Source organism: Halomicrococcus pelagicus (assembly GCF_051917725.1).
Lineage (GTDB): Archaea > Halobacteriota > Halobacteria > Halobacteriales > Haladaptataceae > Halomicrococcus.
Genome location: NZ_JBQBLX010000001.1, coordinates 865,036 through 880,480, shown reverse-complemented (window position 1 = coordinate 880,480; position 15,445 = coordinate 865,036). Strand labels below are relative to the sequence as shown.

16 protein-coding genes and 2 pseudogenes are annotated in these 15,445 nt (G+C 64.1%); 8 read left to right on the top strand and 10 right to left on the bottom strand.

Translation table 11 applies throughout. From position 1 onward, the window contains the following. The 3 genes from ACTF4R_RS04710 to ACTF4R_RS04700 all read right to left on the bottom strand — a co-directional run bounded on the left by ACTF4R_RS04710 (position 1) and on the right by ACTF4R_RS04700 (position 2,218). Positions 1-648, bottom strand: a complete 648-nt coding sequence (locus ACTF4R_RS04710; RefSeq protein WP_440006633.1) for a phosphoesterase — start codon at positions 646-648, stop codon at positions 1-3. A 119-nt stretch (positions 649-767) separates the two neighbouring features. Continuing rightward, positions 768-1,631, bottom strand: coding sequence for a hypothetical protein (locus tag ACTF4R_RS04705; RefSeq protein WP_440006631.1), 864 nt, complete (start codon positions 1,629-1,631; stop codon positions 768-770). Further along, complete coding sequence (locus ACTF4R_RS04700) at positions 1,628-2,218, bottom strand: flavodoxin domain-containing protein (RefSeq protein ID WP_440006630.1); 591 nt, start codon at positions 2,216-2,218, stop codon at positions 1,628-1,630. The genes ACTF4R_RS04705 and ACTF4R_RS04700 overlap by 4 nt, the downstream gene beginning before the upstream one ends. Before the next feature lie 254 nt (positions 2,219-2,472). On the opposite strand from ACTF4R_RS04700, the gene ACTF4R_RS04695 reads away from it, so the two are divergent. Beyond that, a complete protein-coding gene (locus ACTF4R_RS04695; RefSeq protein ID WP_440006628.1) occupies positions 2,473-3,153 on the top strand; it encodes a carbonic anhydrase in 681 nt (226 codons plus the stop codon). A gap of 107 nt (positions 3,154-3,260) precedes the next feature. Here ACTF4R_RS04695 and ACTF4R_RS04690 read toward each other — a convergent pair whose 3' ends face one another. The 3 genes and pseudogenes from ACTF4R_RS04690 to ACTF4R_RS04680 form a co-directional block, all read right to left on the bottom strand. Further along, entirely contained in the window at positions 3,261-4,268 is a 1,008-nt protein-coding gene (locus ACTF4R_RS04690; RefSeq protein ID WP_440006626.1) for a sodium:calcium antiporter, read from the bottom strand. A gap of 147 nt (positions 4,269-4,415) precedes the next feature. Then, a pseudogene (locus tag ACTF4R_RS04685) lies at positions 4,416-5,345 on the bottom strand (formate/nitrite transporter family protein); the annotation flags it as partial. A gap of 254 nt (positions 5,346-5,599) precedes the next feature. Further along, on the bottom strand, positions 5,600-6,319 hold the full coding sequence (locus ACTF4R_RS04680) for a DUF2270 domain-containing protein (protein WP_440006624.1): 720 nt from the start codon (positions 6,317-6,319) through the stop codon (positions 5,600-5,602). A gap of 305 nt (positions 6,320-6,624) precedes the next feature. On the opposite strand from ACTF4R_RS04680, the gene ACTF4R_RS04675 reads away from it, so the two are divergent. The 5 genes and pseudogenes from ACTF4R_RS04675 (at position 6,625) to ACTF4R_RS04655 (ending at position 10,590) form a co-directional block, all read left to right on the top strand. Continuing rightward, positions 6,625-7,176 carry a GNAT family N-acetyltransferase gene (locus ACTF4R_RS04675; protein ID WP_440006622.1) on the top strand — a complete coding sequence of 184 codons (552 nt, stop codon included), beginning with the start codon at positions 6,625-6,627 and terminating at the stop codon, positions 7,174-7,176. 180 nt (positions 7,177-7,356) lie between these two features. Next, positions 7,357-7,542: a hypothetical protein gene (locus ACTF4R_RS04670; RefSeq protein ID WP_440006620.1), complete on the top strand. Its 186-nt coding sequence runs from the start codon at positions 7,357-7,359 to the stop codon at positions 7,540-7,542. 248 nt (positions 7,543-7,790) lie between these two features. Then, positions 7,791-8,431: pseudogene (locus ACTF4R_RS04665) on the top strand (DUF1254 domain-containing protein); the annotation flags it as partial. A gap of 147 nt (positions 8,432-8,578) precedes the next feature. Beyond that, positions 8,579-9,349, top strand: coding sequence for a DUF1214 domain-containing protein (locus ACTF4R_RS04660; protein ID WP_440006676.1), 771 nt, complete (start codon positions 8,579-8,581; stop codon positions 9,347-9,349). Continuing rightward, positions 9,346-10,590 carry a DUF1214 domain-containing protein gene (locus tag ACTF4R_RS04655; protein WP_440006618.1) on the top strand — a complete coding sequence of 415 codons (1,245 nt, stop codon included), beginning with the start codon at positions 9,346-9,348 and terminating at the stop codon, positions 10,588-10,590. Before ACTF4R_RS04660 ends, ACTF4R_RS04655 begins: the two co-directional genes overlap by 4 nt. A gap of 257 nt (positions 10,591-10,847) precedes the next feature. On the opposite strand, the gene ACTF4R_RS04650 is transcribed toward ACTF4R_RS04655, so the two are convergent. Both ACTF4R_RS04650 and ACTF4R_RS04645 read right to left on the bottom strand, forming a co-directional pair. Further along, positions 10,848-11,177, bottom strand: coding sequence for a chorismate mutase (locus ACTF4R_RS04650; RefSeq protein WP_440006617.1), 330 nt, complete (start codon positions 11,175-11,177; stop codon positions 10,848-10,850). Continuing rightward, positions 11,111-11,989, bottom strand: a complete 879-nt coding sequence (locus ACTF4R_RS04645) for a shikimate kinase (protein ID WP_440006615.1) — start codon at positions 11,987-11,989, stop codon at positions 11,111-11,113. The genes ACTF4R_RS04650 and ACTF4R_RS04645 overlap by 67 nt, the downstream gene beginning before the upstream one ends. A 114-nt stretch (positions 11,990-12,103) precedes the next feature. On the opposite strand from ACTF4R_RS04645, the gene ACTF4R_RS04640 reads away from it, so the two are divergent. Beyond that, positions 12,104-12,562 (top strand): DUF5796 family protein, encoded by a 459-nt coding sequence (locus ACTF4R_RS04640; RefSeq protein ID WP_440006613.1) that lies wholly within the window; start codon positions 12,104-12,106, stop codon positions 12,560-12,562. Next, positions 12,559-12,807 (top strand): DUF7508 domain-containing protein, encoded by a 249-nt coding sequence (locus tag ACTF4R_RS04635; protein ID WP_113276022.1) that lies wholly within the window; start codon positions 12,559-12,561, stop codon positions 12,805-12,807. The genes ACTF4R_RS04640 and ACTF4R_RS04635 overlap by 4 nt, the downstream gene beginning before the upstream one ends. Position 12,808: 1 nt before the next feature. Here the strand turns inward: ACTF4R_RS04635 and ACTF4R_RS04630 are convergent, their stop codons facing one another. Together ACTF4R_RS04630 and ACTF4R_RS04625 are read right to left on the bottom strand one after the other, a co-directional pair. After that, on the bottom strand, positions 12,809-12,943 hold the full coding sequence (locus ACTF4R_RS04630) for a DUF7128 family protein (protein WP_440006610.1): 135 nt from the start codon (positions 12,941-12,943) through the stop codon (positions 12,809-12,811). Between the two features lie 80 nt (positions 12,944-13,023). Beyond that, entirely contained in the window at positions 13,024-15,216 is a 2,193-nt protein-coding gene (locus ACTF4R_RS04625) for a succinylglutamate desuccinylase/aspartoacylase family protein (RefSeq protein ID WP_440006609.1), read from the bottom strand. Positions 15,217-15,445: the final 229 nt, after the last annotated feature.

The window sequence follows — 15,445 nt, the reverse complement described above, 5'->3', positions numbered from 1 at the left end:
CTACCCGTTCGTCTCCCCCCGTCGCTGGCGGTCTGTCGGCGGTCGCCCCCCGGCCTGGAACCGGTGGAGCGTCACGACGATGACGGTGGCGAGGAGGAACGCACCGACGGCCTGCGCCCAGGTGTGGGCTTCGACGAGGACCCGATTCGGAACCATCACCGCAGGGACGACGAGCAGCGGCCAGAACTTCCGGTCGACGAGCGCGAGATAGAGCGTCGGCATCACCGAGAGGAGAACGTGTCCCGAGACGTTCCAGAACGGCGATATCAGGACGTAAGGGACCGTCACGGCGGCGAGTATCTCCGCCGCGCGGGGGACGAATTCTCCCCAGTCGAACCGCCGCCAGAGATACCAGGTCGCGCCGGCGGCCACGAACAGGCCGCTCGCGACCAGCGCGTCGACCTGCCAGGCGTTTCCCTGGGTGAGCTTCGCCGGCGGCGTGCCGGTGACGAGCGAGTACGCCGCCGTCGGGGCGAGCGAGAGCACCCCTGCGAGGAGGAACGCTCCGAGCCGACGCCAGAGCGTCGAGCGACCGACGTTCTGCCGGCTCCACTCGTAGTGTATCGTGAGGACGAATCCACCGCCGACCAGCACGGCCGGGTGGAAGACGTACGGATAGTACGTCATCGCACGCATCAGTAGACTCATCGTCCGGCGTTACGGCGTTCGGCCGAAAAACGTCTGGGGCAGCCCGGACCGCCCGTCAGGTTCGCGCTGCGTTCCGACGCTCTTCGCCGCGTACCCTTCGCTGCTCGGGCCGGACGGAGTCACGTCTCGTGGCCGGTGTCTGTAGCCGAAGCGGTCGACGGAGAAGCTGATTCGGGACCGATGGACGAGAGGAGCCGAACCATCAGAAGCACGCTTGCGAGGGTCAACGCCCCGAAGATGACTATCTGGGGTACCGGGACGGCCTGACCGTCACGAACCATGAAGAAAGCCATGGCCAGCACGGCCCCGCCGAGAGTGGCGACCTTCACGAGCAGGACGGCCGTGAACGCGTACCCCCAGGGCCGACGCTTCCGGAGCCAGTACGCCGAGAGGGCGAAGGCGGGAACGACGATGCCGAGGTCGAACGAGTAGATGACGGACGTCGGGAGGCCGGCTTCGGCGATGCTCGACGGCGTCGTCCCCGCGAGGGTCGACGGGAGGATTTCCGATAGCCACAGGAGCGTTATCAGCACGACCAACAGCAGTTGGAAGGCGACGTACGACCGGGTCGACGTCTCACCGACCGCTCGTTTCAGCGCGGCAGCGTCCAGTCGGACCATTCCGCCGACGAACGTGAACAGCGTCAACCAGAGCAGCGTCGTGTAGACGAGATACAGCTCGTTGAACGCGGTCATGAACGCGTACGAGGCGTAGGTGTACAGCAGATACCCGGTCACGCCGAGCCAGACGACGTATCCGCGGAGCGACCCGCGGGTGGCGAAGTACAGCGACGCGGCCAGTGCGGGGACGGCGACGGCGAGCGTCAGCAGGTCCTGGCCGTAAACCTGCGGGAGCAACACCGGCGCGTCGCGGTAGAAGCCGGGGACGAACAGGCCGACGACGGTCGCGACGACCGTCAGCACCAGCGTCGCCAGCGAAGCGAGGACGTACGAACGCGGGAGCACGTCGCCGGACACGGTCACTCGGTCCCTTCCGCACCACTGGCCTCAGATGGCGTCACGCCGAGGCGCCCCTCGACGAACGCTGCGAAGTCGTCAGCGAAGGATTCGACTTCGTGCCAGTCGGTGTACTCGTAGTCGCGGGACGTGTCGGTATCGCCGGTTGCCTCCTTCGCGATTCGTTTCATCATCAGTCGCTTGAGGAAGCCGTACTTCAAGTAGCGAAGCGCACCCCCGAAGAGACCGATCCGGTCGGGGTGCCAGTCGGTCTCCTCGAGAAACGCATCGACGTACCCCGCCGCTTCCGCCCGTCGCGTCTCGTCGGTCACCGCGGAGGACATGGACAACTGGAAGAACGCCGTCGGTCGCGCCGCCAGCGCGTCGCGCCGGGCACTCACGAACTCCCGCACCGCAGGCTGCTGTTTTCCAACGTGGATCGACGCGCCGATACACGCCGCGTCGAACTCCTCGACGTCGAAGTCGGTCGGAACCTCTTCGGCGTTCACGGTGGTGACATCGTGGCCGCGCTCGACGAGCACTTCGGCGATTCGCTCGGCGACCTTCGCCGTCTGTCCCTCTCCGGTTCCGTACAGTACGAGAAACGAAACCATCGTAGCTCTCCGTGGGATACGCTCTTGTGGTCAATAAAAGATGGTCAGGGCCAGCGGTGTCTCCCTTCCCGAGCAGAGATGCGACCTGCAACCGACCGTCCGTCAGGCCGTTCTCGTCGTTGCCGGGACGACCGCGCCGCACCGCGACCGACGCGACCGAACGACACGCACCTCGACCGACGCGACCGAACAGCCCCCCTTCGTGGAGACGGTAGAAGCAAGGAATATATCCGAAGGCGTTATTCGCTCCAACTATGCATCGGGGATTCGTCGAGCTACTGCGGAGCAATTCGGACCACGCGAAAGAGTTCCAGTCCCGGTTCGACGACGTACAGGACTCCCAACGACCGGACGTCGTCACCGTCTGTTGCTCGGACTCGCGCGTCCTGCAGGACCACATGTGGGGGAACGACCGGCCCGGGCGTATCTTCACGTGTAGTAACATCGGAAACCGGGTCGTTCAGCGGACCGAATCCGGCGAGGCGGTCTCGGGAGACGTCCTCTATCCGGTCGAACACACCGGAACGGACACCGTCGTCGTCGTCGGACACACGGGCTGTGGGGCCGTCACGGCGACGTACGACGACCTGACCGGCGGGATTTCCGAGCCGCCGGGTATCGAGCACTGTCTCGAACTGTTGAAGCCCCGACTCGAAGCGGGCGTCGAGTCGCTCCCCGCGGACCTGAGCCGGACGGAGGCCGTGAACCGGCTCGTCGAGTACAACGTCGACAGGCAGGTCGAGTTCCTCGTCGAGAGCGACGAAATCCCGTCGGCGGTCGACGTCGTCGGCGTCGTGTACGACTTCCAGGACGCGTACTCCGGACGCCGCGGGCAGGTCCACGTCGTCAACGTCGACGGCGAGACGGACGTCGAGGCGCTGCGGGAGGACCATCCGGAGATCGCCTCGCGGGTCGAGCGACTCTGGGAGTACTGAGCCGCCCGCCGACGTCGTCTGCCGAACCCCCGGAGAGGCGAGTTCGACGGGACTCTCCGAAACGAGTCGTCCGTACCGACTCCGCTCGCCCGAGCGTCGGCCCGGGTTCAGAGACCCTGGACGGTCTCCACGACGCCGACCGTTTCGAGCACCATCCAGAGGAGGAACGCCGCGTACAGGGCCACGAAGACGTACGCCTCCCGTTCGGTGAGTTCGAGGTGCGTGCGGGTGAAGACGACGAACACCAGGGTCGCGAACCCGAGGAAACCCATCAGCGGGACGGCGACGAGGAAGTTGATGGTAGCCGACCCGGCGATGAGGACGCCGACCGGAATGGCGACGAGGAGGTTGAACGTGTTGCTCCCGAGGACGTTCGTCAGGCTCGTGACGCTTTCGTCGTTTCTGGCGGCGCGGACGCTGACGAACGCGTCGGGGAGACTCGTCCCGATGGCGATGACGGTCAACCCCCAGAGGAAACTCGGCGTGTCGAGAATCGCGCCGAAGCTGAGAGCCGCGCGGACGATACCTTCGACGCCGACGGCGATGAAGACGAGAGAAACCGCGAGCTTCGTCCACTCGCGACGCGGTTCCACGTCGACGTGGTCGGTGCTCGCGTGCTCGCGGGTGTCCTGGTGGTGGAGGAAGACGTAGACGCCGTACGTGACGAGTGGGAAGAGCACGAGCGTGGGGGTGAGGATGGCGACCCTGTTCGTCCCGCCGGGGACGTAGGTTGCACCGAGCGCGAACGTGATGAACAGGACCAGGACGCTGATGATGTAGAACTGAGCGTCCTTGTGGACGATGTCGCGGGTCGCTTCGAGTTTCTCGCTGGTGAGCGCGGACACGGCCGGGATGACGAGGAGATTGAAGATGGCGCTCCCGACGATAGCGCCGAGACCGAGCGAGAACTCCCCGTGGAGGGCCGTGCTGACGACGACGGAGCTGAGTTCCGGAAAGCTCGACCCGACGGCGACGACGACGGCTCCGTGGACGGCGACGGGCAAGCGGTAGTGCTTGCTGAGACGTTCGGCGGACCGTTCGAGAAGTTGGCTCGCCTTCCAGATGACGCCGGTCGAAGTCAGCGCTACGACGAACGGGACGAGGAGACTGCTCATCGGTTTGGCCGTGTGGATACTCGCAGAAAAGTAGTCTCGTTCGAGACGGCCATTGGAAACTAGTCCACCGACCTCGCGTTCGGCTCCGTCGAACGGGACCGGTCAGTCGTCGTGGCGATGCGACCCGCCGTCTCCGTTCCAGCCGTCCGGAATGTACGACCGATTCTCCCCTCGTCCGAGAAACCAGTCCCGGACCGACAGTCGCCGGTCGGCAGCGTCCGTTCGGGCCATCTTGCGTCGTTCCGACGTCGTCTGGAAGTAGTTGACCACGGTCACGAGCAGGACGCCGCCAGCGGTGTTGCCGAGCAGCACCGGCAGGACGAAGTCCACCAGGGATCCGACGAGCGCGGCCTGTCCGCGGACGACGAGATACACGACCTCGGTGAACGAAACGACGACGTGGAACAGGTTCCCGAAGGGGATGGCGAGAAACGCCACGTACACCAGAACCAATCGAGAGATCGTGTCACGGGCGGCGTAATCGAGCCACACGACACCGGCGACGATCAGCCCGGCGAAGCAAGCTTTGAAGAACAGATCCCAGAACGGCGTCTCGATGCCCTTCGTCGCGATGGTGCTGGCGGCGACCGCCGCGTCCGGCGAGAGGACGCCGGTCGTTGCCAGCACGATCCCACCCAGGCCGCCGCCAGCGAAGTTACCGACGAGGACGATCGCCCAGATCCGGAGCAGCCGAGGGAGACTCGCCAGTCGCTCCAGCACGAGCACCACCGGCGGGAGCGTGTTCTCCGTGTACAACTGGTATCCGCCGAGGATGATGTAGATGAACCCGAGCGGGTAGAGCAGTGCGCTCAGAACCGGGTCACCGCCCGTTGCAGCGGTCAGCGAGGCGTACAGCAGGTAGGTAATCGTGATCGCGAATCCGGCCGCGAGGGCGCTGAAGAACAACTCCCGGTCCCCGGTCGTGGCCTCCTCGTCGGCGGCAGCGAGGATCCGCTGGAACACCTCGTGGGTTTCGAACCGGTCCCGGACGACCGATCCGACAGCGGGTGCGCCGTGACGCGAGTGCTCGATAGCTTCGCGAACCGTTTCGTCGGTGTTTGCGTCGTCGTCACTCATCTGACTTTCCTTTTCGACACATCTGGAAAAATCTCTCGTTCCGAAGACTCCAGACCGAAGGACAGCGTACCGCCGGTAGCCTGTAGGGCGAGTTGCTCCGCGACGGTTCGACCCACGGTATCGGTCGACTTCGATCGGCGTCCGGTCTGCTTCGGACGCCCCGCGTAGCACGAGAGAACCGGTGAACGCCGCCGAAACGCGCTGCTGACCGTTTCCCTCGTTCGCCCGCGAGTCGTGCTCGGTACGGCAACGGATTATTGGTCCGTCTCTTTCCATTCGTCCGTATCCCCTTCGCGGAATTCGCCCTTGGCGTGACGCTCTCGGGGCCAGAACGCGAGGCCCAGTAGTGTGACGTAGAACGCGACGACGACGACGACCACAGCAATTCCGGGGATACGGGCGACTCCGGCGGTTGCCAGCCAGTCCTGGCGCGGCGCGAACGCTGTAATCCTGAAGACCCATGCGGCGACCAGGACGCCGAGCAAGGCGAGGTACACGCGCCGAAGGCGGTTCGCGAGTGCTTCGTAGAACGAGACCTTCAGCGTCGGCCTGCGATAGTCCCTGCTCAGTTTCACCCGCCAGTCGTGGCTTTCGACGCCCTGGGACGGATCGAGGGCGTTTGCGAACAGATTCTCTTGGAGGAGTCGAGCGCGCGAGCGAAAGACGTCGTAGTCCCGGTACCGCCGGGCTTCGATGCCCAGGAAGATGGTGACGACGACGACCCCGATCAGCAAGATATAGTGGGGGTTATCGGAACTCGAAAACGCCCACGTCAGTATCGCGGCCAGCACGGTCACCGCCCACGTCGTCGTCTGGTCGAGGCGCTGGCGCCACGTCCCCACTCGGTCCAGTTCTCCGCGATAGGCGTGAGCCATCACCGAACCGAGGCCCGTACTTTCGTCGACCATTTCGCGGCCTATCTCCCGTTGGTCTGACGCTGTCGGGTCGAACTCGTCGCTGTTCGAATCGGTCATACAAAGGAGACACACCGCCTCGTTCCATAAGCGGATACGGTGAGGGATTCCGACCAGGTGGCTGTTCTCCCCGTATCGTCGTATCCGGGAACGTCGGTCACCCCGACCGAGTCGAACGCGGTGGAGCGACGGAGAGCGGGGAGACAGACTTCCGTTCGCCGGCCCGACGAATCACCAGCGGTGAGTAAACCGCTCGCGCGTCTCCGAGAGATGCAGCGCCGTTACCCGCCGTGCCGCGTGGAGGACTCCACCTCGTGCCGCTCCGATACAGAAAGCGTATTGTGGACCCCCGTTCCCCTGTACTCATGCCAGGCGCACGCATCACGAGTGGCGAGCGGGTCACGCTCCGGACGGTCGAGAGCGAGGACGTTTCGTTCCTCCAGCGCGCCAGCGCCAACCCCGAGATCCGGTATCCGCTCGGCAATCCTCTCAGGAACCGGGAGCAGATCGACGTGTCGGACGAGAAGGGGACGGACCAGTTCCTCGTCTGTCTCGACGAAGACGACGCCGGTCCCGGTCGACCCGACGAAGACGACGTGACGCGAATCGGCCAGGTGAGCGTTTCGGACGCCGACTGGAAACGCCCCGAACTCGGCTACTGGTTCGTTCCGGATGTTCACGGCGGGGGTTACGGCACGGAATCCGTCTCGCTCGTCGTCGAGTACGTCTTCCGAGAGTACGACACCCCCGCCGTGGGTGCGGGGGCCTACGACTGTAACGACGCCTCCCGCGGTCTGCTGGAGTCGCTCGGGTTCACCGAGGAGGGACGCCGCCGCAAGTTCATGTTCGTCGACGGCGAGTACCGCGACATGGTCCAGTACGGACTCCTCCGTCGGGAGTGGCGTGAACGAGCGTGACTACTGTACCCTGCCGACGGTTCGAGACCGTCCAGTTATCGGCGTCCATACCAGTAGTTGGTAATACGGTTTCTTTATTCATAATAGGGGAAGAAAATCGTTTTCAGTATAGGTGAAAGATTAGGACCACGCCACCGAGCATCATAATGATTAAATTTCAACACGTCAATTACCTATGCGATGACCGACAGTTCCGTACCGAAGCTCGTCGTTGACGAGAAAGTGGAGATAGCTGTATCTTTGGTGGGGATTATAGCGGCCTGTGCAGCTACCTACTACGTGGGAAAGACTGGAAACTGGGAACCGCTGTCGGCGGTAACTATGGGACTAGCACTTATCGTTCTGTTTGTCACGTCTGAAAAGTGAGCATCTGTAGTTATCGAATCCCTCTATTCGTTTATAGGAATACTTCGAGCGTGTATCACCGTCGTTCTCACGAGGACCACGCTACTGAGTGTTCGGAGAGCGTATTGTCATCGTGCGGTATAGAAACGACGATTACCACCCAGCGCAGCCAGTCAATGGCGACCCTGCTCATCGAAAAGTCGGAATACTGCTTCAACGACCAACAATAACTAAATTCTCACGGAGAGTCTGACCGGGGTCGCCAAGAAATGCGGAGACTGCACACAGAGGAAGAATCCAACATGGATCAACTGACACGTCGCGAGGCGCTCCAGATAGGGGGAATCGCAGCGGGGGGACTCACACTCAGCGGACCGGTGATGACGCGGACAGTCGCCGCCAATCGAGAGTCCGGAAAGAGTCAGGACACCGACATGGATACCAGGGTGGCTTCGATAGCAGAAGACGCGTACCGCTACGGACTCCAGCAGGTCATCTTCTACGAGACTCGCTTCAACTACACACAGAAGAAAGACAGCGACGTCTTCGTGGGCGTCAATCGATGGTACCGTCCCAACGGTGGCCAACCGATAACAGCCGACTTCGAGGCTGTCGTCTCTCCGAACGCTACCACCCTGTACTCGCAGGCCTTCCTCGACTTGCAGGACGAACCAGTCGTCATCGAGATGCCGAAGTCACCGACCGCTACTTCTCGCTACAGATGATGAATCAGTACGGGATCTACCCACTCTACGCCGGGAACCAGTTCAACGGAACTGACGCGCGGTCGTACCTGATTTTGCCGGACGACTACGACGGCGAGGTCCCGGGCGACTTCGCCGCGACCGACGTCGTCCAGACGGGGACGAAGAGTCTGATAACCATCGTCCGGTACGCGCTGCGCGACGCCACGGACGAATCCGAGATCGCTCACGTCAATGACTTGCAGGCTCAGACGACCATCACGCCGCTCAGCGAGTGGCTCGAAAACGACCACGCGGGCGTGCCACAGGCGGAACGGTCGGTCGTCGCCGGCAACTACGAAACGGTCCCGAGGATGCGGGAACTCACGACCAGGCAGGTCGAAAACCAGACCCCATCAGATTTCTTCACCCTCCTCGACCTTGTCCTGAACGACCCGAGCCTGTCGCTCATCGACGACTCGCTCAAGGAGTCCGCCATGCTCGACCGGTTGGAAGAGGTCGGAATCGGCCCGGGACTGGCGTTCGATTGGTCCGCCCTCGATACCGACGTACAGGAGGCGCTGGCTAGGGGATTCGAGAACGGATTCAATCGCGTCAGGACCGCCGGCCAGGAGGACTTGATCGACATGAACGGCTGGCAAGTTCTTGTGCCGACAGGAGACTTCAGGACCGACTGGTTGACCCGGGCCGTCATGGCGGACCTGGGTTATGCGGGCCCCGACTCGCCTAAATCGCACATCGCTGGATTTCGGTTCACCGACTCGAATGGCGAGCAACTGAACGGGTCGAAGCGCTACACCATCACGTTCGACCTCGATAACCTTCCGCCGGTCACCGAGTTCTGGGAAGTCCCGATCTACGACGCCCAGGGCTACTTCGTGGAGAACGAACTCGACCGCTACAGCATCAACAGCTACATGCTCGAAGAAGGACTGTTGCACACCGAAAACGGTCAGTTCGTCATCTACGTGCAACACGAGAAACCGATTGCTCCTGAGAGATTGAAGAACTGGCTGCCGGCCCCCGAAGGGGACATGCGCTTCGCGGCCAGGTTCTACGGCCCCCGCTGGTCGGTGGTCGACGGGTCCTACGACATGCCCGAGATCGTCCCTGTGGAGGGATGACGATTGCAAACGTCGTCTTCAACCGGAGAGGTGGCCTGCTGCATGTATCCTCAGGATTCAGCAGGGCCGTGCTGCCAGATTTTCAAGTAAAAAGAGAACCAATAGTCATGAGCAACGAGATACACGACACGACCGCTGAATCGAACTCCGAACTGCTCCAAACAACTCGTCGAAGCGCACTTCGCGGGGTGGGCCTCGCCGGCTTACTCGCGATGGGCGGCAGCGCCAGCGCCCGCCAAGACGTCCTAGACGCAAACGCCCAGCAGACGGATCAGCAGACGTCAACAGATGACGAGTCAGTCCCGGTGACGTGGGAGAACTACCCACGCGCCAACTGTCATGCTTCATTCCAGGCGACCGTCGACAAGGGCGGGTTCGGACAGCTCTATCATTTCAGAAATATAACCCCTGTCGGGGAGCAGTTGGACGTCGAGCCAAATCGTGACACGATATACTCACTCGGGGTGTTCGATCTGACCGAGCCAGTCACCATCACGCTCCCAGACAGCGGTGACCGCTACCAGTCACTGAATGTCCAGAACGAGGGCCAATATGTGAAGCTGTACGCCGACGAACCTGGAACGTACACGATAACCCGAGATATGGTCGGTACTCGGTATGCTGGCGTCGCGATCCGCACATTTGTTGACCCGAACGACCCAAACGATGTGAAGCAAGTCCGGCAACTCCAGGACGAGATCGACGTGGAACAAGCATCGGCTGGTTCGTTCGAGATTCCTAAGTGGGAGCCACAATCATTCAAACAACTCGACGACGCGCTCACGACTGTCTTTACCACGCTCGAGAACTTCTCGGGCGCATATGGTGACGTCGGCCAGGTCAACCCGGTGAATTTTTTCGTCGCCAGTCCGTCAGGGTGGACTGGCGTCCCGCAGCCGTCGGAAGCGCTGTTCCTCCAACGGATTCCCACCCAGAATGATGGCACGACGCCATACACACTTACCGTCGAGGATGTCCCCGTCGACGCGTTCTGGTCGGTCACCGTCTACAACCGTGACCTCTACCTCGAGGAGAACGAGTACGACGCGTATTCGGTCAACAACGTGACCGCAGAGCGGGACGCTGACGGCAGCGTCACGATTCACTTCGGCGGCGACCCCGACCAGCCGAACTTCATCTACACGCCGGAAGGATGGCACTATATCGTCCGGCTCTACCAGCCGCGCGAGCCGATTCTCGACGGGAGGTATCAGTTCCCCGAGGCCCAGCCCGTGGAGTGAGGCAAGCGCCCGGCTGTAGCCATGCTGTTCGCTTACTGTCGACTCACCGCGACATCGAACTTCGACTCGTCGTCCGACTCGTCTCAAAGAGCGTGCTGGATACATCCTCTGTATGCAGCACGCCAGTCCTGTTAGCTGAAGGATTCAAGGATACGGATTCTTTGGTATCGCTCATCCGTCGGGGAATGAAAGAGCAACTGCCGGAAGAGGATTTGACTACCTCGGCGGGAGTAGAAGCTCTGAAACCCCGAATTCGGCTACCGCCTCTCCCGCTGCTCAACCTTGTTCAGTTCGATGAGCAGTCGGAAGATGGCCTTCACGAGATTCGCGTCCACGTCGAACTGCTCGGCGTTCTCGCCGGCGCGGTCCATCACCGCCTGCTCCTGGGACTCGTCGGTGGTCGGCAGGTCTCGCTCGTCTTTCACCGCCGCCACCGTGTCGGCGACGTAAGTGCGCCGAGCTATCAACTCGACTATCTCGCGGTCGATGCTCTCTATCTCCTCGCGGAGCTCCGCGAGGCTCATGTCCGTCGGGTCCCGTCTGTCTGTGTCGTCGTCAGCCACGTCGTTCCCTCCCGTTCGTTCCATTGTTCACGTACCTCCGATAGAGCGTCTCGTTCGCCGATAGCGACGAAGCTCGGTCCGGTCCCCGACAGCGAGACGCCCGCAGCGTCGGGGAGCGCCTCGACCAGCGGGTCCGCCGGAAATCCCAGCGCCGCGCAGAACGCGAAGCCGTTGACCGTCATCGCGCGCTCGAACTCGCCGTCGAGTGCGAGGTCCGCGACCAGGTCCGCGACGGGCGCGACGCGGCGACAGCGTTCGACGTCCGCGTCGGCGCTGTAGGCGCGCTCCGGCGGCGTCCAGACGAGCACGTCCCGGTCGAGTTCGTCGCGAGCGAGCAGTTCGTCCTCGCGGTTGTCGGTCACCGTGACGCCGCCGAGCATGCTCGCGCTCGCGTCGTCGAACGCGCCCGTGACGGTGACGCCGGCGTCGCGGGCCGCCCGCACGCCGACGCGACAGGCGTCCTCGCGGTCGACGTCGTCTGCGACACCGAGCGCGTCCAGGGTCGCGAGCACCGTCGCGTTCGCGGCGGCGCTGGAACTCTTCAGCCCCGCCGCCATCGGCACCTCGCTGTCGGTCCGGACCGTGCCGCCGACGTCCGATTCGTCGCCGTCGCGGTCGCCCCCGTGGCCGTACTCCGCCACCGCGAGTTCGGCACAGCGCTCGACCAGCGCCGTGTCGGCGTCCGGAGCACCGGCGACCTCGCCGCGGAACGCGCCGGAGTCGTCGAGGTCGACCTCGACGGTCGTGACGGCGTCGATGGCGAACGCGGACCCGACGCCGGTCGCGAGCGCGTTGAGCACCGTTCCCGCCGCGGGGGCCTCGGCCCGGCCGTGCATACCTCGCGGTTCGCGGGGCCGCGTCTTCACGCTGGCGGTCGTGGCAACTCCGGTCGGTTCCCGGTGGACGTTCGGAACGTGCCCCTTTAGTCGGCGGCGGCCGAACGTCCGGCCATGAGCGCCCGCAACGACGTCTCCCCGGACACCCTCGGCGTCGAACTCACAGAGGACGGCATCGTCGTCGAGTACACCGACGGGCGAGAAGCGTTCTACAACGGAGTTCCCAAGAAAGTCGACGGCACCCTGCGGACCCAGCCCGGAAAGCTCGTCCAGGTGCTCGTCACCGACCCGACCGAGACGGAGGGCGTCCTGATGTACGTCAACGACCGCAACACCCACGACGACATCCTCGAGTCGACGGGCGTCGGCCGGGTGATGCTCGAACCGGGGGAGGAAGAAGAGCTGTTCCCCGGCGTGACCGTCCGCGCCGACGGGTACGCCGTCGAGGTCGAGGCCGACCCCGAGGTGGCCCGCGGCCGCGTCTTCGTCTTCGAGGAGGACGAGCGGGGCGAGCGCTCGTTCGAGTTCGTTCCCGAGGAGAGCGACGGAGCGGACGACCCCGTCGACGGATGAGTCTCCCGAAGCGGTGGCGGACGCTCGACCGCTCGACGGTCGGTCGAGCGCCCGAGCGCTGGGGGGTCTACGAACTCGGCGACGACGGCGAAATCCTGGCGGTCGAAGCGGGCGTCCTCCGCGACGAACTGAAGACAGAACTGTCGTACAGCGACGCGACGCAGGTGCGCTGGGAGGCCTGCCAGTCGCGCGATCACGCCGAACGACTGGCCGACGAACACCGCGAACGCGCCGGCCTGAAGTGACTCACTGGATGTACGACGGGTCTTCGGCGTCGCAGTTCTGTTCGTGCTGGCTGGCGTCCTCCGGGTCGTCGAACAGGAGTCCGCACTCCTCGCACTGGTACCAGGTCATGTCGTCGCGCTCGGTCTCGGCCACCATATTGGAACCCTCGCCATCCGTGAACAAAGGCGTTTCTCCGGGACGGTGCGCCGTCGCTCCCCGAATCGGGGGCTGAGCCGTCAGAGGGCGAGCGCGAACTCGGCGGACCCCGTCCGACCGTCGGCGAGTTCGTACTCGACCGTGACGGTCAGGTCCTCGCCGACCATGTCGACCGGCGCGCCGCCCGACTCGAACTGGTAGAGCGAGACGGTCGCCGACGACCCGGCCGAGAGGACGGCCTCGCGGTCCGCGCTATCGCTGAAGCCGTCGGCACTCAGGTCGATGGTCGTCGGGAGCGCCGTCCCGCCGTTGATGTCCGTGAGGCCGTCTTGGACGTCGGCGGCGACGTGGAGCTCGCTCGTCCACTTGCCCTCGTCGTAGGAGTGGTCGGCGAGTCCGTCGACGGCGGCGTTCGCCGGCGCGACGCCGAGGTCGGTCACCCGGAGGCGCTGGTCGTGGTAGTTCGTCAGGCCGAACTCGACGCCCGAGTGCTGTCCGTTGTCGTCCGCGGGCGTGTTCACGGCGGTCGCGTCGCCGTCGTATCCGATTCCCGGGGCCGTGGCCGTGAACGACTCCGACCCGGTCCGACCGCTCGGTAGCCGGTAGTCGACCGTCACGTCGAACTCCTCGCCGACCATGTCGACCGGCGCGCCGCCGGCCTTGAACTGGTAGAGCGAGACGGTCGCCGACGACCCGGCCGAGAGGACGGCCTCGCGGTCCGCGCTGTCGCTGAAGCCGTCCGCGCTCAGGTCGATGGTCGCCGGGAGCGCCGTCCCGCCGTTGATGTCCGTGAGACCGTCCTGGACGTCGGCGGCGACGTGGAGCTCGCTCGTCCACTTGCCCTCGTCGTAGGAGTGGTCGCCGAGTTCGTCGACGGCGGCGTTCGCCGGCGCGATTTCGAGGTCGGTGACGTGCACCTCGTCGTCGAACCGGTTCGTCAGGCCGAACTCGACGCCGGAGCGCTGTCCGTTGTCGTCCGCGGGCGTGTTCACGGCGGTCGCGTCGCCGTCGTAGCCGAGCCGGCCGCCGGAGACCGTGAACGAGGTGGACCCGCTCGTATCGCTGCCGAGGCGATACTGCACCGTCACGTCGAGCTCCTCGCCGACCATGTCGACCGGCGCGCCGCCCGACTCGAACTGGTAGAGCGAGACGGTCGCCGACGACCCGGCCGAGAGTATGGCCTCGCGGTCCGCGCTGTCGCTGAAGCCGTCCGCGCTCAGGTCGATGGTCGCCGGGAGCGCCGTCCCGCCGTTGATGTCCGTGAGACCGTCCTGGACGTCGGCGGCGACGTGGAGCTCGCTCGTCCACTTGCCCTCGTCGTAGGAGTGGTCGCCGAGTTCGTCGACGGCGGCGTTCGCCGGCGCGACCTCGATATCGGTGATCGTCGCCTCCCGGTCCGCGTCGTTCGTCACCCCGAAGAGGAGGCCGGAACGCTGGCCGTTGTCGTCCGCGGGCGTGTTCACGGCGGTCGCGTCGCCGTCGTAGCTCAGGTGGCTCGAACTTTCGGTCACGCTCACCGTTTCGAGGAGGCCGAACCGGTACATGAACCGCTCGACGGCGGCCGTCGTGTACTTCGTCTGCCGGTCGAGCGACAGCTCTTCGGTCGTCTCGAAGATGATGGCGGGCGTGTCGAGCGTCGCACCCATCTTGTGTTTCAGCATGTCGCGGGAGCCGTCGTCGTTGTGGGTGTGCTCGCGGAAGTCGTACTCGTCGTCCAGCGAGTCGTCGACGACCTCGGCGTTCAGGTAGTCGCGAATGGCTTTCGAGTGGACCCCGGCGTCACCCGCGTCGGTTGCGAACAGCGCCTGGCCGACCCCGCCGTCGCCAGACTCGTACACGCCGTAGGAGCTGTGGAGGTCCCAGAGGAAGTCGACGTCCTCCTGTAGAACCACGTCCCAGATGGCGTCCGCGAGCGGCGATTCCTCCTCCGTACCGTCCGGGAAGTGACGGTTCAGGTCGCCGTCCTCGTACTGCCGGGTTCCCGCCTCGACCGCGGGCTTGCACGCCTCCGGCAGGACGACGAGTTTCCCGGCGTCGATGTCCCACTTTCGAATCCTGTGTGCGGAGCGGTAGCCGTTCGTCTCGTCGCCGTGGACGCCCCCGGTCACCATCAGCGTCGGCCCGTCGTCTGCCGCCTCGGTGACGTACACAGTCGTCTCCTCGGCAGTCCCCGCACGAATCGTGTACGTCGACCGCGAGAGCCGTGCGGACGCCGGCCGCGAGGCCGACGCCACCATTCCCGCGCCCCCTATGGCGCACGCCCCGAGCTTCACGTACTCTCTCCGACCGACATGTACTCCTTCTGCTTCCTTCTCAGAATTTCGGTTATCGTCGTGTGTCATATATTTTCTCCAACCGGTTTGGATTTCTCCGCAGTTAGACACATCTACGTTCTGTCCGTATCTTTTCGGCTTCAAATGGGAATTTTTTATAAGCGCCCCCGATAGCATCTACCGATATATAAAGAGCATATTACAGGTGTTGAATCTGGCACTATTTTGG